Source organism: Vibrio crassostreae 9ZC13, from assembly GCF_000272045.2.
GTDB lineage: Bacteria > Pseudomonadota > Gammaproteobacteria > Enterobacterales > Vibrionaceae > Vibrio > Vibrio crassostreae_C.
The window spans coordinates 1,368,455-1,388,117 of sequence record NZ_AJYZ02000019.1; the positions used below are offsets into that span (position 1 = coordinate 1,368,455).

At 44.1% G+C, this 19,663-nt stretch carries 19 protein-coding genes and 1 pseudogene; 7 read left to right on the forward strand and 13 right to left on the reverse strand.

Translation table 11 applies throughout. The features are described from left to right. Window positions 1–173: 173 nt before the first annotated feature. Window positions 174–296 carry a hypothetical protein gene (locus tag A136_RS23115; protein ID WP_017061529.1) on the reverse strand — a complete coding sequence of 41 codons (123 nt, stop codon included), beginning with the start codon at window positions 294–296 and terminating at the stop codon, window positions 174–176. A gap of 49 nt (window positions 297–345) precedes the next feature. Here A136_RS23115 and A136_RS07255 point away from each other — a divergent pair, with 49 nt between their 5' ends. Then, a complete protein-coding gene (locus A136_RS07255; protein WP_017065073.1) occupies window positions 346–981 on the forward strand; it encodes an START domain-containing protein in 636 nt (211 codons plus the stop codon). A gap of 42 nt (window positions 982–1,023) precedes the next feature. On the opposite strand, the gene A136_RS07260 is transcribed toward A136_RS07255, so the two are convergent. The 3 genes and pseudogenes from A136_RS07260 to A136_RS22190 form a co-directional block, all read right to left on the reverse strand. Continuing rightward, window positions 1,024–1,548 carry a hypothetical protein gene (locus A136_RS07260; protein ID WP_017065074.1) on the reverse strand — a complete coding sequence of 175 codons (525 nt, stop codon included), beginning with the start codon at window positions 1,546–1,548 and terminating at the stop codon, window positions 1,024–1,026. Between the two features lie 8 nt (window positions 1,549–1,556). Further along, entirely contained in the window at window positions 1,557–1,943 is a 387-nt protein-coding gene (locus tag A136_RS07265) for an MAPEG family protein (RefSeq protein WP_017065075.1), read from the reverse strand. Between the two features lie 780 nt (window positions 1,944–2,723). Further along, window positions 2,724–2,950, reverse strand: a pseudogene (locus A136_RS22190) (nucleoside recognition domain-containing protein); the annotation flags it as partial. 109 nt (window positions 2,951–3,059) lie between these two features. On the opposite strand from A136_RS22190, the gene nhaD reads away from it, so the two are divergent. After that, complete coding sequence (nhaD, locus tag A136_RS07270; RefSeq protein WP_017065076.1) at window positions 3,060–4,499, forward strand: sodium:proton antiporter NhaD; 1,440 nt, start codon at window positions 3,060–3,062, stop codon at window positions 4,497–4,499. Here nhaD and A136_RS07275 read toward each other — a convergent pair. From A136_RS07275 to A136_RS07285, 3 genes are all read right to left on the reverse strand, one after another. Then, window positions 4,496–4,882, reverse strand: coding sequence for a hypothetical protein (locus A136_RS07275; RefSeq protein ID WP_017065077.1), 387 nt, complete (start codon window positions 4,880–4,882; stop codon window positions 4,496–4,498). The two genes, nhaD and A136_RS07275, sit on opposite strands and share 4 nt — an antisense overlap. 171 nt (window positions 4,883–5,053) lie before the next feature. Next, window positions 5,054–5,536, reverse strand: a complete 483-nt coding sequence (locus A136_RS07280) for a methylated-DNA--[protein]-cysteine S-methyltransferase (protein ID WP_017061521.1) — start codon at window positions 5,534–5,536, stop codon at window positions 5,054–5,056. Window positions 5,537–5,561: 25 nt separating this feature from the next. Further along, complete coding sequence (locus A136_RS07285) at window positions 5,562–6,938, reverse strand: AlkA N-terminal domain-containing protein (protein ID WP_017065078.1); 1,377 nt, start codon at window positions 6,936–6,938, stop codon at window positions 5,562–5,564. A gap of 236 nt (window positions 6,939–7,174) precedes the next feature. On the opposite strand from A136_RS07285, the gene A136_RS07290 reads away from it, so the two are divergent. Beyond that, window positions 7,175–7,378, forward strand: a complete 204-nt coding sequence (locus A136_RS07290; RefSeq protein ID WP_017061519.1) for a hypothetical protein — start codon at window positions 7,175–7,177, stop codon at window positions 7,376–7,378. Window positions 7,379–7,561: 183 nt separating this feature from the next. On the opposite strand, the gene A136_RS07295 is transcribed toward A136_RS07290, so the two are convergent. Continuing rightward, window positions 7,562–8,452 (reverse strand): LysR family transcriptional regulator, encoded by an 891-nt coding sequence (locus A136_RS07295; RefSeq protein ID WP_017061518.1) that lies wholly within the window; start codon window positions 8,450–8,452, stop codon window positions 7,562–7,564. 154 nt (window positions 8,453–8,606) lie between these two features. Here A136_RS07295 and A136_RS07300 point away from each other — a divergent pair, with 154 nt between their 5' ends. Both A136_RS07300 and nagB read left to right on the forward strand, forming a co-directional pair. Beyond that, window positions 8,607–8,960: a DUF413 domain-containing protein gene (locus A136_RS07300; RefSeq protein ID WP_017061517.1), complete on the forward strand. Its 354-nt coding sequence runs from the start codon at window positions 8,607–8,609 to the stop codon at window positions 8,958–8,960. 606 nt (window positions 8,961–9,566) lie between these two features. Next, on the forward strand, window positions 9,567–10,367 hold the full coding sequence (gene nagB, locus A136_RS07305) for a glucosamine-6-phosphate deaminase (RefSeq protein WP_017057618.1): 801 nt from the start codon (window positions 9,567–9,569) through the stop codon (window positions 10,365–10,367). A 261-nt stretch (window positions 10,368–10,628) separates the two neighbouring features. On the opposite strand, the gene A136_RS07310 is transcribed toward nagB, so the two are convergent. The 3 genes from A136_RS07310 to A136_RS07320 all read right to left on the reverse strand — a co-directional run bounded on the left by A136_RS07310 (window position 10,629) and on the right by A136_RS07320 (window position 14,440). Beyond that, complete coding sequence (locus A136_RS07310; RefSeq protein ID WP_017065079.1) at window positions 10,629–11,165, reverse strand: MltR family transcriptional regulator; 537 nt, start codon at window positions 11,163–11,165, stop codon at window positions 10,629–10,631. 50 nt (window positions 11,166–11,215) lie between these two features. Then, window positions 11,216–12,364, reverse strand: a complete 1,149-nt coding sequence (locus A136_RS07315; RefSeq protein WP_009846102.1) for a mannitol-1-phosphate 5-dehydrogenase — start codon at window positions 12,362–12,364, stop codon at window positions 11,216–11,218. 183 nt (window positions 12,365–12,547) lie between these two features. Continuing rightward, the gene (locus A136_RS07320; RefSeq protein WP_017065080.1) at window positions 12,548–14,440 is read right to left on the reverse strand and encodes a PTS mannitol transporter subunit IICBA; all 1,893 of its coding nucleotides are present in this window, start codon (window positions 14,438–14,440) and stop codon (window positions 12,548–12,550) included. A gap of 571 nt (window positions 14,441–15,011) precedes the next feature. Here A136_RS07320 and A136_RS07325 point away from each other — a divergent pair. Both A136_RS07325 and A136_RS07330 read left to right on the forward strand, forming a co-directional pair. Beyond that, window positions 15,012–15,878, forward strand: coding sequence for a hypothetical protein (locus A136_RS07325; protein WP_017065081.1), 867 nt, complete (start codon window positions 15,012–15,014; stop codon window positions 15,876–15,878). Between the two features lie 291 nt (window positions 15,879–16,169). Then, window positions 16,170–16,826, forward strand: coding sequence for an NAD(P)H-dependent oxidoreductase (locus A136_RS07330; protein ID WP_017065082.1), 657 nt, complete (start codon window positions 16,170–16,172; stop codon window positions 16,824–16,826). Window positions 16,827–17,263: 437 nt separating this feature from the next. On the opposite strand, the gene gltS is transcribed toward A136_RS07330, so the two are convergent. Continuing rightward, the gene (gene gltS / locus A136_RS07335) at window positions 17,264–18,490 is read right to left on the reverse strand and encodes a sodium/glutamate symporter (RefSeq protein ID WP_017060972.1); all 1,227 of its coding nucleotides are present in this window, start codon (window positions 18,488–18,490) and stop codon (window positions 17,264–17,266) included. Between the two features lie 316 nt (window positions 18,491–18,806). Then, on the reverse strand, window positions 18,807–19,163 hold the full coding sequence (locus A136_RS07340) for a YibL family ribosome-associated protein (RefSeq protein WP_017060971.1): 357 nt from the start codon (window positions 19,161–19,163) through the stop codon (window positions 18,807–18,809). Window positions 19,164–19,663: the final 500 nt, after the last annotated feature.

Sequence of the window (19,663 nt, forward strand, 5' to 3'; positions counted from 1 at the left end):
GCCATGGGTAAGAAGTTTGAAACCGACCCTCTCGCTTGGAAGGTGGAAGATGGAAAGTTGTATCTGAACTTAGACAAATCGGTTCAGAAACGCTGGCTGGAGAATACACAAGAGTTCATCCAAGACGCCAACAGCAACTGGACAACCATCAAAACCGTAGAAGCCTATAAGCTCTAGCCTACAGCGCTTATCCATTGCCCAAGAATAAAACGGAAGCGACCGAACGCTTCCGTTTTCATTGGGATTTTCCCCAAAGAGGCCAACCCAAAGCGATTGGCAACACCTACTAAGTCCATTTCTATTCTATACTCCTAGCAGATAAGCTTTTCTTTTTATGGAAGAATAATGACATTACCTAAGATTTTGGTACTCGGCCTCTGCGCCCTATCGACACTGACTTATGCCAACCCATGGCAGTTCGTCAAAAGTGAAGATGGCATCATGATTGATAAAAGGCCACACAGCGAAGGCTTGGTCGAAATACGAGCACAGATGCAAACGCCCACCACTTATTCCGGTTTTTTACTGTTATTGGAAGACAGCGAGAACGTGCCAAACTGGATAGATAACGTGTCGCAAAGTCGTGTGTTGATGCAAATATCTGAGGCGGAAAACATCGTCTATACCCAATTCAAAGCACCGTGGCCTGCCAGAGATCGCGACATGGTGACCTACTCAAAATACAGCATTGAAGATGGTCAGTTTGTCTTGTCGATAAAGGATGCGTCGAACTATTTGGCGAAAGAGTCGGGGTACATTCGAATCTACGATGTGGACGCACTTTGGACTCTGCAACCGCTGACTAATGGCAATACCTACATTACCTACACCGCGTATGCGAACGCAGGTGGCATCTTGCCAAATTGGTTGATGAACAAGTTATCGATAGGCAGTGCACTGAGCACGTTTAAGGGGCTAAAAGAACAGTTACCAAAGTACCAAGGCCAACAGCACCCTAACCTGCCAAGCGAGTCTCGCTAACGATACAAGTCGATAAGTAAATGGAGGAATTAAGGTTAAAGATTAAGGTCTTCTAGCGAGATCGCGAGCTAAGATAAGCGCCAAACCAAATACTTGGAGAAACAGGGCGATGTTCTTATAGAAAGCCATTTTCTCATCAAGCCTTTTGATTAACTCAACCAAGGTCAGGTTATCCAAATAGTAATCATCGATTCGGGTTCGTTGCGCTTCTTGTGCACTGTTTATCAGCGTCATCAGTTTCGGTAAGTGAGCCAATGAGATGCTTGGCACTTCGCTACTCACCCAACGCCTAAGTTGCCCACGCAGTGCTTCGTCGAGAACCGTGGTCGGCTGCAGTGTTTCTGGTTTATCAAGGTGAATCAGAATCGCTTCACGCTTGCGCTCTAGGGTTTCGATCGTATTCCAAGCAAGCTGTATTGAGTACACATTGCCGTATTTGCGATCGTTGTATTCCGCTTTCTCAGCTTCAATTTTATCGAGCACCAAGCTCGACATGACAATCGCCATGATGTTGAGTATCAAGCCTGCAAGGACAATCGCCCAAGCAGGAGGAAGACGCAACGCCATAATGCTCCCTAGAACATTTTATCAAAAGGTAGGTAAGCTAAGTTTAGGACAATCAAAGAGATCATGCAGATAAGCGTTAACACCATCCCCACTTTTCGACCTTTGAAGTTCTTCGCTAAGATCCCTTTCGCATGAATCACACGCCCCACAATAAACGCCACACCAATGACATGAATCAGCCACACACCGGCACCATTCATCTCTAACAATCCCATCAAAATCACCGTGATTGGGATGTAATCCATAGCATTACTTTGTGCCGAACGTGCTATCTGTAACGACTCAACACCGCCATCAGCATGAGCAACAAGATTGATTCGCCTTTGCTTGATCACCTCTATCGCTAACCAAATCATTACGATCGTCAGCAAGGCTGCGTAAAGTGCTGTAACCATCATATTTCCCTATTATTTTGTGTTTACTCAGTATTCTTTGTTATCTGTTCGACAACACCCGCCGAGATAAAATGAAAATCGCGCCCGAGCACTTGTAAGAGATCTCTCACACCGAACGTAAGAGATCACAATCAAGCTTCGCAGAAAATTCGTAAAATACAAACCCAAGCCCTTGTTTTGTATGAATCCACGCATATTTCTTTCGATCAGCGGGTACATTTATTTCTTAGGGTGGATTGTGAGTAAAGCCTCTGCAGTGTTTAATACACATGTCGACAGGGAGTTGGCAGGAACAGGAAAAAGCCTAACGGATTAGGTATCTTCAGGATGAAGATTTGATGGCTTAGGATGAGTTATCAGCAAGGAAGTTATGCTCTAGGATAGAGTCTCTTATCAGGATGATGAGTTTGCAAGGACACCGCTAGGACGGCGATGAATTGGATAGGTTAAAGGATTTAGCCACGTCAAGGAACGATGCAGGGAGCACCAGTTACCTATTGAAAGATAAGTAACGCGCAGTAGCAGGATGGCTACGAAAAGAATAGACCCCGTTTGGTGAAAGCCAAACGGGGTTTCCTTTTTTTTTAGCGTTTGAAAAGTCTCATTGGCAATTCATTTACCATAAACCCTAAAAAGTTTCGAGAACTGTCATTCTACAAAAGTTATAGAATAATATTCATCAAGAACATCGCACCAAACGCATTCAATACTGAAATCGCGATCATCACTGGAATATAGCGACCTTCAATACCAATTGGTCCCATGATACGTCCCATGTATTGCACCAACAAACTTGAAGATAAACATCACAGCAACCGCTAGGCCAATTGACGAAGTTACCGCCAAATAACCATCCATAACTGGAAGGGTGAACAGTACTGTACCTGAAGAGAAGAAGTTAACGATCGCCCCGCGCCAGCATCAGTACTTTGAAGCGACGCAATCAATGCTAAGCCTGAGTTGCCAGGAGTATCCATCAAAGCTAATACTTTCGCCACCGTCTTTCTTTTTCACTATAATCTATTGAATTATTAAGATATCTATCACACTGCACATGGTTATTTAGGTCTACTCTTTTACCCGTGTTAATAACTTATTAACTTCGGAGCGTAATCCATGTTAGGTATCCAGCTTTCAGCTGTTCTCTCTTTATTCTTCTTTTCAACGGTAGCAGCTGCTTCCACTTCTCAGCTAGGGGAATCGCTCAGTCTAACCAACTCGTTTGCTGGCTACCTGTCGCTGACCATTTTCGTTGTCGCCTACATAGTGGTGATGATGGAAGAATACCTAAAGCTCAGAAAGTCAAAGCCCGTGTTACTGGCAGCTGGCTTAATCTGGATTATCATTGGTTTCACTTACCAAGAACACAACCTTGTCGAAGTGGCCAAACAAGCCCTTGAACATAACTTACTAGAATACGCTGAACTACTGCTGTTCCTACTCGTGGCCATGACGTACATCAGTGCCATGGAAGAGAGGAGGTTATTTGATGCATTGCAAGCGTGGATGGTAGGCAAAGGGTTCAATTTCCGGTCTCTATTTTGGTTAACAGGTATTCTTGCATTCTTCATTTCCCCCATTGCCGATAACCTCACCACGGCTCTATTGATGTGTGCTGTGGTTCTTAAGGTCGCAGGCTCTAATCCAAAATTCGTTAACCTCGCGTGTGTGAATATCGTGATAGCTGCCAATGCCGGCGGCGCATTCAGTCCGTTTGGGGATATTACGACACTAATGGTTTGGCAGGCTGGACATGTCAGTTTTACCGAATTCATTCCGTTATTTATTCCTTCAGTGATGAACTACTTGGTTCCAGCACTGATCATGTCTTACTTTGTTCCAACCACTCAGCCCGATACTGTGCACCAACACATCGAGTTAAAACGTGGCGCAAGGCGAATCGTCTTCTTGTTCATCATGACAATCGGTACCGCGGTCGCTTTCCACGCCGTGCTTCACTTCCCTCCTGTAATGGGCATGATGATGGGGCTCGCCTACCTCCAGTTCTTTGGGTATTACCTACGCCAGACCTTGCCCAATTCGCTAGCTAAGAAAAAAGCGGTGGCGATTGCTAACAAAGACGAAGGCGCGCTTAAGAGATTAGGTTCAGTCGTGCCCTTTGATGTATTTCGAAGAGTGTCCCATGCCGAATGGGACACTCTGCTGTTCTTCTACGGCGTGGTAATGTGTGTAGGTGGCTTGAGTCTACTGGGATACTTGGAGCTTGCCTCTGGCGTGATGTATAGCCAATGGGATCCAATTTGGGCCAACATCATGGTGGGGATCTTATCGGCTATTGTCGATAACATTCCGGTGATGTTTGCCGTGTTATCCATGGAACCCCAAATGTCGATGGGCAACTGGCTACTGATCACCTTAACCGCAGGTGTCGGTGGTAGCTTGCTATCTATAGGCAGTGCAGCAGGTGTGGCATTGATGGGGGCGGCGCATGGAAAATACACCTTCTTTGGACACCTAAAATGGATGCCAGTGATCATGATTGGCTATGCCGTCAGTATCGCCGCTCACCTATGGCTGAATGGAGATCTTTTCTAATTCGAACTGTCTTTCAAAGGCTTCTCAATAAGTGTCCAGACGTTACTCAATTGTATCGCTGGACATTGGTTGCAAGTTAGCATCTCGCCCTTCTGTTGAATGCGCATCACTAGTCTAGAGCCAGTTCGGCTGCTTCCAGAATTGAATTCAATGGTGATCAAGTCATCATCAACACGATAGGTTCGAGTCACGGAATTATCCGTTGTTTGATAAGTCACTTGCCCGGATTCAAAAAGTAGATAACTGTCATTATCTGCGTTCTCATACATACCTTTGAACAGAGCAAGCTGTGGAACCTCGAAAGGTCGGCTGGTATCAGTTAAACAACCTGTCAGCAATAATGCAGAGCTGCAGCCAGATATTAGTAAGGGGAATCTATTCATTTGGGCATCCTTGCCTAGAGAACATAGTCAAAGAATATGCAACCAAATCGATATTTCCCAGAAAGCGTTGATTTTAATGCAAAGTCATATTTTAAGAACCACTCGCCTTCACCATTAAGTAGTACGAGATATTCAGTCAGCATCTCGACAGGCTCATGGCTAAATCGCTTGCTAGTCTTGCTCTCTTCCCTCTATCACCAATAAGTGCTGTTTACGTTCTACGCCACCTGCATAACCCGTCAGTTTGCCGTTTTTACCAATCACACGGTGACACGGCACAATCACTGAAACCGGATTTTTGCCATTCGCCAAACCCACAGCACGAACGGCTTTCGGATTGCCTATCGCATCGGCCAGTTGTGCATAGCTCCAAGTCTCTCCATAAGGAATGGTCGTCAGCGCCTGCCAAACCGACTGCTGAAATGGCGTGCCCTTGGCTGCAATCGGCACAGAAAACTGAATAGCTTCGCCCGAGAAATAGCGATTAAGCTGCTCGATAGCCAATGCAAAGATCGGAAAGCTATCATCTTGAACACCCAACGGTTCCGGCTTGGTGGTATGTGTCTCGAACCAAAGGCCGAGCAAGCCTTCATCGTTCGCCTGTAACGTCACGGTTCCCAATGGGCTCTCATAGTAAGTAAAACGGTTGTCCATGATATCTCCTAGCTTAGTATTCCGATTAAGACTGATTCCAACAGTGGAACGTGGCGTAACTACCCCAAGGCGAAACACTCTCCGTGTTGATGGCGGGGCGATGCTCAATAAACTTCTTCACCACCAAGTCACCAACCAACAGATGATTAGGTTCGCTTAACCCGCGAAGCAGTGCATATTGAATAGTCCAAGGCCCAATCCCTTTTAGCTCAATCCATTTGGAAGGATGCTCAGCTTCATTGTCGACCATGTATTCGGCAAAACGCTTTAGGGTCTCTTTGCGGCTTCCCGGCATTCTCAAGAAGCTAACATCAGCGTCCGCTATCTGTTTTGGTGTTGGGAAGCTGGCTTTCTCATGTTCATCAGAAAGCTCTTTGACCAATAAGTTAAGCTGACCAATCGCCGCGGTTACCGAAACTTGCTGTCCTAGAATCGCTCTCACGCCTGCCTCCCAAGCACTCCACACGCCAGGAATACGGATACCACTCTTAGCCACCAAGTTAGGATCGATAGTCGTAAAGAACGTCTCAACCTTGGCAATATCGACATCAAGATCAAACATACGGCGGATATTCGCAATCAAGCTTCTTAATTGGCTTATATCATCCAACTCGAATTCAATATCCAAGCGGTTATCTTTGGCTAAAGTCGCCTTGAACCAACCCTTTGACCCGTTCACATTTATCGTGCGCTTATAATAATCTTCGCCAACGCCTTCTAAGCCCTCAATCATTCTTCGTCGATAAAACCTCAACAAGTGGTTCCAATCTAAGGGTCCATGAAAACCAAGCTGAATATGATTACTCTGAGTGTCACTTGGCTTCGCTCGCCTAATTTGGCTTGGCGAAAGCTGCAGCTCTTTTTGAAAGGCATCATTAAAACGGCGCGTACTATTGAAGCCACTAGCAAAGCCGACATCAGTAATGCTCATGCTACTGGTGTGCAGCAACTGCTTGGCAAACATCAATTGACTGTACAGACTATATTGCTTGGGTGACACGCCGATGTAATTGTCGAATAAGGTTCGTAAATAACGATCTGAAATACCTAACCGCGTTGCAAGGTCGACGATAGATCCTGAATTCAGAGCGCCATTATCAATCAACTGCATCGCACGTAAGAAAGTGGTTTCGACGCCCTTCCAAGCCGGCGAAAAAGGTGCGCTGTCTGGTCGACAACGTAAACAAGGACGATATCCCGCTTTCAATGCTTGAGCTTGATGGGAAAAATATTCGACGTTTTCTTCTTTGGGTGGTGTGGCTGGGCAAATCGGGCGACAAAAAATTCCTGTCGTTTTCACCGCTGTAAAAAACATCCCATCAAAGCGAGCATCTCGTGCATATCGAGCCAAATGGCACTGCTCACTGGTTAAGCTGCTGTTGTGATTGATCTTTTTCGACATGCCGTACTCTTCCCACTTACCATAGCGTTTGATCCGATACCTAAAAGTTTACCGTGAACCACCATTGTCGCTAGCCACTTTCGGAAGCGAAGGTCAGATAAATCACAAAAAAGGGTTTTAATTTTATTCAATTCGACTAAATTTAACCTAGAGAGGACATTCTTCTCACAACGTCAACGATCGGTACTTAGCACGCCAAGATGCAGAGACCTATCGAATATAAAAAGGAAAAGGCTATGGTTCTACACACATGTCGTATTGTTTTATCAAATCAACAGGTTCTCACCAGTCAATCAGTCGAGCAGTCTCTAAGCTTTCTTGAAGACAAAGCGGACAACGGGATTTCTATGATCGAGATTGACGCAACGGATGGCAATCAAATCCATTCGTACATGTCACACTCTCTTGAAGAGTCTATTGAGAATCTAATGAACCTATAGGGCTTTTAATAAAGGCTACACATACCAGGCCTAAACGATATTTATGGAATTAGAAACGATCTCTAGTTCCGAAAAGAAGTACATTTCTGGTTTAAAACAAAAATGGCTCCCAACTATACAATTAGTTGGGAGCCATTTTTTATTGAATCTAATCAGCAAAGCCACTGCTTACCGCGAATGCCGTTACTCAGGTGCTTGTTCAGCGGCTTGCTGCAATGTGTAAGCCGTCGATGGGTCAATCTCATTAACCAACTTCTCAACCTGCATGATCGCATCAACCGAGGTACTGCTTTTACGGTAGCTCAGATAAATTGGGAGATACCAGTCTTCAACCCCTTTCACCTTGTGCAGCTGACCCGAATCGATAAAAGGTTCGACTAGAGACACCGGAAGATACGCACTGCCGCCTTTCTCTAAAATGAAATCGAGGGCGATACGGGCTGTAGAGGTACGTAGGTACGGTGCTGGCACTTTAGGGTGACGTTCTGCGTGTTCAGAACCAAAGCGCGTTCCCCAATCCACATAAACATACTTATGTTGAAATACAGATTCCAGATCATCTTGCTGCGTTGATACCAACACCAAAACCAAGTCAGCGACTTTTTTACAGTTCAGCTCTTCTGCTTTGATCTGATCGAACGCGAAAGCCATATCTAAGGTTCGTTCTAACAAATTACGGTTCAGTTGCTCGCGCCCCATCACCTCTGCCATAAAGCCGTAACCACCAAAAGAGTCGGTTACCACACTTAAACAGTTTTGCAGATACGCATCCCAAATATTCGGCGTGCCGCCCAGCGTTAACTGCAAGGCTTTACCACTCTCTAACGACAGCTCAAATTTGGCTTGTTGTAGGGTGGACACCATCACTTCGGCATAACCAATCAAACGTTCACCGGAAGATGTGAGTTTGATGTTATTGCGGTCACGAATGAAGAGCTGAGTATCAAAATAGCCTTCAAGCTGTTTGATCCGCGCACTCACCGCCGCTTGTGTTAAATACAAGTTTTCAGCTGCACGCCCAAAATGGCGCACCCTTGCAACCTCAAGAAAGGTTCTAAATACTTTCACATCCATCAAATACATCTCTGTAATAAATCTGCTAACTAGCCGATCTAGGATTGTTTATCGTAAAGGCAAAAACATTTTGTTTCCTATTTTAGCCTTTTAACAATATTTTCGCGTGAGCAATAAACACTAATTTCTATCTAACCACATTACTGAGGCTGATATGTCTGAGACCGAATTCCGACACGGAAAAAAACGTTTTTATGACACCATTAAATTCCCGAGAGGGTTCGCTAAGTCGGGTGATTTTACTCTTTCAGAAGAGGAAATCCTAACCTTGTTTGGTGACACTATGCTTGCACTTGAAACTGGTGAACTAGCACCAATCAATGCAGAAGAAAAACACTTCATTAAAGTGTTGTCTCACCCTCATAAGGCAAAGTCCAAGTTAGAGCGTGTTTGGTTGAAGTACATTCAACTGGCTCGTGGACGCCGTCGCTTTCACACCCTAAACGGCTGCAAACGCGGCGACGTATCTAGGGAAGAATACGAAAGTGAGTTAGTGTTAGAAGATTAGTAAAATCGCTCAAAGTGATACCTCATCACTTTGGGCTTTTTTTTGCCTTCAAACACACATCTTCTTTGTAATTGGTAAGTTTAGCCAACCTATCCATTTTTACCAATATTTATATACAATTCATAGCGATAGCGTGACTAAAACACAGCTCTCGTTCAATCTTATGGGTATTCATCCCACTGAGATTCATCGTTCTTCATCCTGCCCCTGTCTTTTATCACGATAGCGCTCCATTGCCATCATTATTTTTCTAGTTTCAACTATACGCTCAACGCTTGTTTATACTCGAAACACGTTAATGCACCAAAATTCGTCAATGGTTCGAGCGATGCCATTATTGCAATAATCGTATCAAGGCATAGAAACACACCAACCCTTTCAGGTGCTGAATTAGATCAACATTGCTGTATATGACAAACGTATTAATCTTGTTTAACGCCACCAAATATCCATACAATAATTGTGCAATTTTGAGAGTTCCAGTCACAGTTACGACGAAAAAAGCAAAAACTTGACCTAAAACAATAGCGGAACTGGATAACTTATTTTATAATGCGAATTAATGTTTCAGAACACTATAAAATTTTATTTCTAGGGGCAAAATCAATGAGACTTATTCCATTAAGCAACAAAGCTAAAGTAGGTAAATGGGCTGCTCGTCATATCGCAGATTCAATCAACAAGTTCGCTCCAACGGCTGAGCGTCCATTTGTACTAGGTCTTCCTACTGGTAGCACACCTCTAACTACTTACGCTGAGCTAATTGAACTTTACAAAGCTGGCGAAGTTAGCTTCAAGCACGTTGTAACATTCAACATGGATGAGTACGTTGGCATCGACCCTAACCACCCAGAGTCTTACCGCACATTCATGCACGAGAACTTCTTCAACCACGTTGATATCCAAGCAGAAAACATCAACCTGCTAGACGGCAAAGCTGAAGATATCGATGCTCACTGTGCAGCATACGAAGAGAAAATCCGTTCATACGGCAAAATCAACCTGTTCATGGGCGGCGTAGGCATCGACGGTCACATCGCATTCAACGAACCAGGTTCTTCTCTATCTTCACGCACTCGTATCAAAACGTTGACTGAAGACACTCGTATCGCGAACTCTCGTTTCTTCGATGGCGACATCAACCAAGTTCCTAAATACGCACTAACTATCGGTGTTGCGACTCTTCTAGATGCAGAAGAAGTGATGATCCTTTCTCTAGGCCACAACAAAGCTCAAGCGCTTCAAATGGCTATCGAAGGTTCTGTAAACCACATGTGGACTGTTACAGCTCTACAGATGCACCGTAAAGCTATCATCGTTGCTGATGAGCCAGCTCAACAAGAGCTAAAAGTTAAGACTCTACGCTACTTCCAAGAGCTAGAAGCTGAGAACATCCAAGACCTATAATTCCTATAGTCTTGAATAGCAGGGCGTTTTTATAAAGAGAGCGTCTTGAATAGAAAAAGCCACTGAATGTGGCTTTTTTTGTGCCTGCTGCTTTTGTATTTAATGGGAAGATATTTCGGATATTTTTTAGAAGCACAAAAACAACAAAGCGATTTCTCCAACGAGAGAAACCGCCATCATTTTAATCTTTGTATTGAAACGAACCAACAACTACAAGATATGTAGGGTGTGAAACAAGATAAGCAGGGCTGCAAACTAGAGCTAAGAGCTCAGCGCGTTATCTCGGCACAAGGTAGTGATAATGTCAGTGATAGCTAATACGATCGTCGACTTCACCTTTTGATTATGTCGCCCCAAGAACATTTCAAGCATTGGGCCAGACATGGTTTCCACCATCTCCGCGTCATATTCGATAGGCATAATACGCTGAATCGCGTGCACCTTGTTGAGCTCAAATATCACATCAACTTCTGTGAAGCTGGTGTCTTCACCCTGTATTTTCGCCCACTCTTTCAAGGTAACGAAAACCTCGAGATCGTCGTAGAGTTCTTTACTGATCACGCCAAGCCCGAGTAGCAACTTAGCACGAATCATGATCTCGCCTAACGGCCCACCACTGTTGAGAAGTGGCTCGACAACGAACTTAATTGCAGTGTCGTCTTTCTTAAAGATGTTTTTTAATACGGCATCTACCGTGTCGTCCAATGCATCATAAGCAGCCATTAGGCAGGCGCCAGCACTCTCAGCTTCCGAAAGGGCTTCGAGTAATTCAGTTTCATGGCTTGTTTGTATTGGCATAACGGCTCGACAATAAGAAAGTGCCACTGGTGTGGCACTTTGATGGTTTATCATTTCAATGCTAGATAAGCTTCTTCCGCTAGTTTAACAACTTCTGAGTCACTATTCAGCTCAGAATAATGCGCTAATGTCTCAGCAAAGCCTTTTTCTGCGAACATTGCTTGAAGTTCAACCGCTTGAGGGTCGTCTTCGTTCTTGTAATGGAACGCAGCAGCGATTGCTTTTACTAGGTGAGCATTTGGTAGGCCGTACTCTAATGTACCGTTTAGAGGCTTAACTAGGCGGTCTTGCGGGCTCAGTTTACGAATTGGCTGACGACCAACGCGGTCTACTTCATCACGTAGGAACGGGTTAGCAAAACGACCTAGAATCTTTTGGATGTAGGCAGCGTGTGCTTCTGGATCAAAGCCGTAACGCTTAATCAGAACCGCACCACTCTCTTCCATCGTCGCTGTTACTTCAGCGCGGATTACGTCATCTTCGATAGAGTCTTTAATAGTCTCATGACCTGCAAGCACACCAAGGTATGCCGTTACCAAGTGACCTGTGTTTAGCGTGAACAGTTTACGCTCAACGAAAGCCATTAGGTTATCAGTGCATTCCATTCCTGGGATGTTTGGAATCTCACCTTTGAATTGTGTTTGATCTACGATCCACTCGCTGAACGTTTCAACCGTTACCGCTAGAGGATCTGTTTCGCCCGCTTCTGCCGGTGGAACAATACGGTCAACCGCAGAATCAACAAAGCCAATGTGCTCTTCAGTGAACGCTTTCATTTCATCAGAAAGGTGCTCTAACACGGCTGCTTTTAATTGGCTAGTACCGCGAACCATGTTCTCTGCCGCGATGATGTTCATTGGTGCAGTGTTGTTTGCTGCTGCACGCTTTTCAATGCCTTGAGCGATAGACTTAGAGATGATTTTAAGAACCGTAGGGCCCACTGCAGTCGTCACAAGATCAGACTCAGCAATGCAATCTACTACTGCGCTTGTCGCTGAGTTTACTGCTGTCACGTTCTTAACAACTTCGACAACACACTCTTCGCCAACAATCTTAACTGGGTATTCTTGGCGTTCAATTAACGCATTTACAACCGTTTCATTTACGTCAGCAAACGTAACCTTCATACCAGCATCAGAAAGAAGCTTACCAATGAAACCACGACCGATATTACCTGCACCAAAATGTAACGCTTTCATAATTTTGACCTTATAAATATTTGAATCTAGATAGCTAACTGCTCAACAACATGCCTTGACGATGTGCCCTAGGCATTAAGCAGTAAGCTATTCAGACTGAATCTTGTTAGAAAGATTAAGACCGAAAATGAGGCCAGTAGGGGGATACCGGCCTCCTTCACTCAGGAGCTTGACTAGAGCTTTTTAGTTTCCGTTGAGAATACGTAGAACATCAGCAGGGTTTGTTGTGTTCTGTAGGCATTCCACAGCTTCTTCATCATCGAGTGAATTGGTAATAGCCATCAGCACCATGTTGTGCTCATCGCCTTGTGCGGCAATACCGATAACCATCTTCGCGATATCATCTTCATCTTCGCCCCACTGAATACCTTCAGGGTACTGACAGAAAACGATGCCGGTTTTTTGTACGTACTGTTTCGCTTCGATTGTGCCGTGTGGTACTGCGATAGACTCACCTAGGTAAGTAGACACAAGCTCTTCACGAGCAAACATGCCATCTACGTATTCTGGTGATACGTTGCCAAGTTTTACTAATTGTTCGCCAGCAAACTTGATTGCGTCTTCTTTTTGAGTCGCTTTAAGGCCAAGGAAGATGCTGTCGTCAGTGAGTGCAAGCTTGTTGCCTTCTTGCGCTGGAGCTGCTGCAGGAGCCGGAGCTTCTACTTTCGCTTCACCACTTTGAGAATCGACAAGCTCGGCAACTAGTTGGTCGTATACGCCGCCGTCTAGGAAGTTGCTTAGAGACATATGCATCGCACCTGGCACAGTGCTACGAGCACGGTCTGTTAGGTCTTTATGCGTAATAACGATTTGCGAATCAGCCGGTAGGTTGTTGATTGCGTAGTTGGTTACTTCAATGTCTAGGCCAGCTGTTGCTACTTTCTTACGTAGTAGACCTGCACCCATTGCACTTGAACCCATACCCGCATCACACGCTACATAAACTGCTTTTACATCCGCTAGGTTTACGTTTGCTTCTGCTGCTGCACCTTTAGAAGACGCTTTCATGTCTTTCATTTGTGCAGAAGCTTTTTCTAGAGAGTCTTCGTCGTCATCTTGAGCTGAAGTTTTAAGCAGAATTGAAGCCACTAAGAAAGATACTGCTGTTGCTGCGATAACTGACAATACAACACCGATGTAAGAGCCTTTTGGCGTCATCAGTAAGATTGCGAAGATAGAGCCTGGTGATGCTGGAGAGATAAGGCCAGAATCGAACATTACGTTAGTGAATACACCCGCCATACCACCTGCGATTACCGCAAGAATTAGACGTGGGTTCATTAGAACGTAAGGGAAGTAAATTTCGTGGATACCCCCTAGGAAGTGGATGATAGATGCACCAGCAGCAGATTGCTTCGCGCTACCTTTACCAAACACCATGTAAGCAAGTAGAAGACCAAAACCAGGACCTGGGTTTGCTTCGATTAGGAAGAAGATAGAGCGACCCATCTCTTCAGATTGCTGGATACCTAGTGGAGAGAAGATACCGTGGTTGATTGCGTTATTTAGGAATAGGATTTTCGCAGGTTCAACAAAGATAGATGCTAGAGGTAGTGCACCCGCTTCTACCATTGCGTTTACGCCAGCCGCAAGTCCGCCAGACAGAATCTTAACCGCAGGACCAATCACGATGAACGCGATGATCGCACAGATCATGCCGATGATACCCGCAGAGAAGTTGTTCACTAGCATTTCGAAACCACTCTTCACTTTACCGTGAACAGCTTCATCGAATTTCTTAATTGCGATACCACCTAGTGGACCTACAATCATTGCACCCATGAACATTGGGATATCAGTACCAACGATAACACCCATTGTTGTGATAGCGCCCACTACCGCACCGCGGTCACCACCAACCATTTTACCACCGGTGTAACCAATCAATAGTGGCAGTAGGTATGTAATCATAGGACCAACCATTGATGCTAACGTTTCGTTAGGCCACCAACCCGTTGGGATGAATAGTGCAGTAATGAAACCCCACGCAATAAATGCGCCGATGTTTGGCATTACCATATTGGATAAGAAACGACCAAAGTTTTGAACCTTAATCTTTGCTTCTGGTGATAACATAGGTAGAACCCCGTAATGTATTGGTTGGTCAAATGACCGAAAGTGTGTACTCAAAAGTCGATTAAAATGTATCACAACATTTCCAAAATGCACCTTAGCCCAACTTTCGTGATAGCCATCACACACGAAAAACACTTTCGGGTTAACAAGCACACCTTAGATCACAAAAACACCATGAATTTAAATTACAAAGCCAAATTAATGAGAATAGATATCATCAACACACGATCTAGATCACATTTTATTTTGTAATACTTAAAAATAAATAGTGATTAAAGTCACATTTAATAAAATATAGCATCTAAGATCTATATAAACCGTATAAAAGAACATCGTGTCGCGTATATAAAATATGCACCCAGATGAGCAAAATCGCGATACCTGTAATTTAATTACAGGTTGAGCTACATTTTGCTAAACATACAAAACGAGACCTAACGCTCTACTAAAAACATAGACCACTGAACTGCAGTTAGCATTGATAGATGTGATATGGTATTTACCAACGCTATCGCATCATATATATATCCAACACCCATCAGCTGATCACTCCGCTATTTGAGAAAAGACTATGTCAGACAAAATTTCCACATCCGCACTCGCTAAACAAAAAGGCATAGAAGCTAAAGCTTTATTTAGCGATCTAAAAACAGCGGGCTATATAGTGCGTTCACAAGAGCGTTGGATTCTCACAGAACGGGGAGAAAGCTTTGGTGGGGAATATGTCGAACACAAGAAGTTTGGTGTCTTTATTGTCTGGCCAGAGAAACTGCTTATCGATTTGGACTCATTCTCAGGAAAAACACTCACCGCCACCCAGCTTGGCAGTGCCTTTCAACTCAGCGCAAAGAAAATCAACTTACTGCTCAACGAGCTTGGTTGGATAACAAAAGAAGAAGACGGTTGGCATGTCACCTCTACAGGCTTAAAAGCCGGAGGTGAACAAAGAGAAGACAAAGCGACTCAAAACTTATTCGTGGTATGGCACGACTCATTGGTTCGCAATAAACGTTTAAAGCAGTCTGTTGTTGAATTCCTAGGGCATGATGCTGAAAGCCACTCGACCGATGTGTCATTCTCCAGTTTTCGTCAGAAATTTAAGGCGAAGCACCGAAGCTTAGACGGGCATTATGTTCGATCAAAGGGAGAGCTGATCATTGATAACTGGCTTTATATGGCAGGAGTGGTCCATGCGTACGAGCGTCCGCTTCCGATATCAAAAGAAGTGATCAGCGATTTTTATCTACCAAGTGGCAAAGTATACATCCAGTTCTGGGGAACTGATTCTGCGCCAATCGCCGAAAATAAACGTGAAGCTACGAGAAAAATCTATGAAGAGCATGGTTTTGGTTTAATCGAAATCACGCCAGAAGATATCCCCAACCTAGACAGCGTACTTCCGCCATTATTGCGCCAATATGGTATCAAAGCGTACTAAGCTACTGAATCTAGAGATTCCACCTCCATTAAGATCACACTTATTGAATCATTATGGACATTATTAACCATAGTGATTTGATATGTTCGCTATTTTTCCCGAGTCATTCTTCTATTATCTTACACCCATCGACTTGAGCTACCACAGATACTCGATTTATTGGGGCATGTTCGATAACTATTTAGACGTTCAATCTATTGAGATTCGTTTAAATTGGTTATCCGTTTATTGTTGACGTAACTGAACATAAAACCCTACAACATTTATTATTGATAGATATTAGGATTCAACATGACTCATCCAATCATTACTGATCTAAACACTCGTTACACAGCTAAAAAATACGATGCAGAAAAGCGCATCTCTGCGGAAGACATGGAAGTAATCAAAGAAGCACTTCGCTTGTCGGCTTCTTCTATCAACTCTCAGCCTTGGAAATTCATCATCATTGAGAGTGACGCAGCAAAACAACGCTTCCACAATACTTTCGAAAACATGTTCCAGTTTAACCAACCACATGCGAAAGAAGCGTCACACACGATCCTGTTTGCTCACGATCCTAAGTACACTAAAGAGAAATTCGCGAAGCGTGCTAATACAGAAGTAAGCTCTGGTCACTTACCAGCTGAAATGTACGAGCAATTCTTAGGTGCTTACGCATTCGCAGAAATGAACACAGACGAAACAGGTTTCAACGGTAACTGGACTAAGTCTCAAGTTTACATCGCACTAGGTAACACACTGCACACACTAGCTCGTCTAGGTATCGCTTCAACACCTATGGAAGGTGTAGATGCAGCTATGATCAGCGAAGAGTTTGCTGACGAACTAGAAGGTCACGTTGTTGATGTAGCTCTAGCTATCGGCTACCACAAAGACGGCGAAGACTACAACTACGGCAAACCAAAAGCGCGCCTAACTCTTGATGAAGTCGTTACAACACTTTAGGGCGTGTTGACCTTTCGTGGTTAAGTTTTGTTCGGATGGGGACGCCTAGTCAAAAGCGTTTTAATCGCGGTGAGGGAGAAGTAGCCTAGTCATTCTAAGCAAACCTCCCTCAACAAAGAGTAAAACGCTTTTTGCGGGGGCGCCCAGCTCGAACCCTTCGGGCAGCGTTTGCTGGTCATTTCTACTGCGTTATCGGCTTCTCATGTAGGCTAGCTACACATCGATGCCTCTGCCTTGTATAAATACCCAGCAACTCACTGCAAAAATCAGCTCGAAAGATCAACACGCCCTAGTTATTGATGTGACAGAGCCCTAACCGCAGGGGTATCAGGCAAGAAAACCTCGATAAACAAGAACAAAAAAAGCCAGTCAACAGACTGGCTTTCTTGTATTCATCTTAGTGCGATAAGCACATTGCGTTTAAGTAAAGGCGAACATTAACCGATAAACGAGATGTAACCCTGAAGGATAATCAGGTTAACGATATCGATAAAGAAGGCACCAACAATTGGCACCACCATGAACGCCTGTGGTGAAGGACCAAAACGGTTCACCAAAGAGCCCATGTTCATTACCGCTGTTGGTGTTGCACCTAGGCCGAAACCACAGTGACCACCTGCCATAACCGCTGCGTCGTAGTTAGAACCCATTACTTTGAACGTCACAAAGTAAGAGAAGATACCTAACACAACCGCCTGAACCGCCAAGATAACCAAGAACGGAATCGCAAGGTCAAATATGTTCCAAAGCTTAAGGCTCATTAGCGCCATTGCTAGGAACAGTGACAATGACACCGTACCAAGAATATCGACCGTTTCGCTGTCAGTCTTATGCAGCTTAGTCACTTCAAACACGTTAGTGATGAACACACCGATAAACAACGCGTAAACGAAGTCAGGAATCATCAACCAAGAAATTTCAAAAGTCGCCACCCACTGCTCTAGGTACTTCGCACCCGTGATACAAATAAGAAGGATGAACAACACTTCAATCACCTTCTTCGCCGTCACTTTGTCTTCTTCATACTCGTTGTAAGTAACAAGTTCAGGGAAGCGTTCATGTGTTTGCGTGCCAGTGCCGTACTCAGATTCAAGCTGGTTTTTATCAATCAGCTTTTGCGCCACTGGGCTACCGATAATACCACCGATGATCAAACCAAAGGTCGCTGAAGCCATCGCGATTTCTAGCGTATTTGCAATGCCAAACGTGTCTGCAAAAGTTTGAGACCAAGCCGCGCCTGTGCCGTGACCGCCCGAAAGGGTGATAGAGCCAGCAATCAAACCCATCAAGGGTTCAAGGCCTAGTGCCGTAGCTAAGGTTACGCCTACACCGTTTTGGATAATGATGTAAACCGACGCTACCCCTAAGAATAGGAATACCTTAGCACCACCTTTTATCAGCTGCGTGTAGTTCGCCGCAAGACCGACCGTTGCAAAGAACATCAACATAAACGTGTTCTGCAGGGGCAAGGAAAACTCAAGATCAAGGCCGTTAAAGTGCAGGGCTGTAATAGCAAAAGCGACAATCAAGCCGCCGACAATGGGCTCTGGAATGTTGTACTTTTTGAGAATCGGAAGCTTTGCATTGACGAAATGACCTAGAAACAAAACACTAATCGCGATTAGGAAGGATTCTAGTGGTCCAATTGAAATTAATTGATTCATATAACCTCTATTTTTTTACGTTCTCATCTTCCCTAATGAGTCTAGTTTTATCTGTAATTATTTGTGCTGCTCTACCTATATTTATACAAACTGGAGAGAAAGTGTGGATTCGAAAAGCGAACACATTACTGCGATCGCTTAGTACCATGTTAGTAGCACGTTAACTTTTATAGGAGATAAAAGGATTTGTGACAACAATCACCTCCTAAAAGTTGAAAACGGCGTGAGTATCTATGCCGCTGACTCTGCTTTCTTAATACCTAAAAAAGCAAAAAGGAGCTATTTCTAGCTCCTCTTTCATCACCATCGCTGGTAATTAGAATTTTTTCGGTGCGTAACCAGTCATAACCTCAATGCGAAGTTCTTTACCGATCTTCGTCATTGGGTGAACAATTACGAGTCCTTTAACAGACTTTTTAAGTTTACCCATATCCGCTTGCTCAGCCTTAGTGATCTCACGGCTAAATGGCATATCAACCAGAGACTTACGCTCTTGGTTCACATCATAGCTTTCTTTGTGTTTAAGCTGGGCAATTTTCTTAGTTAGCTTCTTAATCTCTTCCTCGAACTGACGAACAACAGGACGATCATTACGAGTTTTAGCAGCATCTAACTTGTGGCGACACTTGTCTAGACGGTTGTTAATTTGTTGAAGTTCGTTTTTAACACTCATAATAATTTCCTAAGATTAAACAAGCCAATTCGGATTGGGGCGCGGAGTATAGCACAAGGGTTGTGTTGAACCGAAATTTATCTGTTAATTACCAATAGAAACGAATCACATCGACACCGCTCATTCAGCTTACTTATTCTTTGTGGCGAATCTCTAAGCGGATTATTCATTGATAGGATAGCGCCTACTTCAAAAATTGCAGTCCTCGATGCATCAAAATTCCGTCTAAACTTATACTCTAACGCAATAACTAAATCAGGGTACACAGCTTGGAGTTGTTACCCCCAGCACGACTCTGAATCGCAACGTAATCACAAGGATAGCCGATGACATTATTGAAACGAACATTGACCTGCAGCCTAGCCCTGAGTGCAATGTTTGCCACAACTTATGCATCTAGTGAACAAGCCACCCAAAGTAACCTAATCGTCGAGTACTCTACACCGCAAAATACCGAAGAAGAGCAGCTCAAACGAGAGATTCAAAGCAGTGGCGTTACT

Bases quoted from the DNA above. Each gene is read 5' to 3' on its own strand.
- A136_RS23115 (WP_017061529.1), bottom strand. From the start codon at position 296: ATGGACTTAGTAGGTGTTGCCAATCGCTTTGGGTTGGCCTCTTTGGGG.
- A136_RS07255 (WP_017065073.1), top strand. From the start codon at position 346: ATGACATTACCTAAGATTTTGGTACTCGGCCTCTGCGCCCTATCGACA.
- A136_RS07260 (WP_017065074.1), bottom strand. From the start codon at position 1,548: ATGGCGTTGCGTCTTCCTCCTGCTTGGGCGATTGTCCTTGCAGGCTTG.
- A136_RS07265 (WP_017065075.1), bottom strand. From the start codon at position 1,943: ATGGTTACAGCACTTTACGCAGCCTTGCTGACGATCGTAATGATTTGG.
- nhaD (WP_017065076.1), top strand. From the start codon at position 3,060: ATGTTAGGTATCCAGCTTTCAGCTGTTCTCTCTTTATTCTTCTTTTCA.
- A136_RS07275 (WP_017065077.1), bottom strand. From the start codon at position 4,882: ATGAATAGATTCCCCTTACTAATATCTGGCTGCAGCTCTGCATTATTG.
- A136_RS07280 (WP_017061521.1), bottom strand. From the start codon at position 5,536: ATGGACAACCGTTTTACTTACTATGAGAGCCCATTGGGAACCGTGACG.
- A136_RS07285 (WP_017065078.1), bottom strand. From the start codon at position 6,938: ATGTCGAAAAAGATCAATCACAACAGCAGCTTAACCAGTGAGCAGTGC.
- A136_RS07290 (WP_017061519.1), top strand. From the start codon at position 7,175: ATGGTTCTACACACATGTCGTATTGTTTTATCAAATCAACAGGTTCTC.
- A136_RS07295 (WP_017061518.1), bottom strand. From the start codon at position 8,452: ATGGATGTGAAAGTATTTAGAACCTTTCTTGAGGTTGCAAGGGTGCGC.
- A136_RS07300 (WP_017061517.1), top strand. From the start codon at position 8,607: ATGTCTGAGACCGAATTCCGACACGGAAAAAAACGTTTTTATGACACC.
- nagB (WP_017057618.1), top strand. From the start codon at position 9,567: ATGAGACTTATTCCATTAAGCAACAAAGCTAAAGTAGGTAAATGGGCT.
- A136_RS07310 (WP_017065079.1), bottom strand. From the start codon at position 11,165: ATGCCAATACAAACAAGCCATGAAACTGAATTACTCGAAGCCCTTTCG.
- A136_RS07315 (WP_009846102.1), bottom strand. From the start codon at position 12,364: ATGAAAGCGTTACATTTTGGTGCAGGTAATATCGGTCGTGGTTTCATT.
- A136_RS07320 (WP_017065080.1), bottom strand. From the start codon at position 14,440: ATGTTATCACCAGAAGCAAAGATTAAGGTTCAAAACTTTGGTCGTTTC.
- A136_RS07325 (WP_017065081.1), top strand. From the start codon at position 15,012: ATGTCAGACAAAATTTCCACATCCGCACTCGCTAAACAAAAAGGCATA.
- A136_RS07330 (WP_017065082.1), top strand. From the start codon at position 16,170: ATGACTCATCCAATCATTACTGATCTAAACACTCGTTACACAGCTAAA.
- gltS (WP_017060972.1), bottom strand. From the start codon at position 18,490: ATGAATCAATTAATTTCAATTGGACCACTAGAATCCTTCCTAATCGCG.
- A136_RS07340 (WP_017060971.1), bottom strand. From the start codon at position 19,163: ATGAGTGTTAAAAACGAACTTCAACAAATTAACAACCGTCTAGACAAG.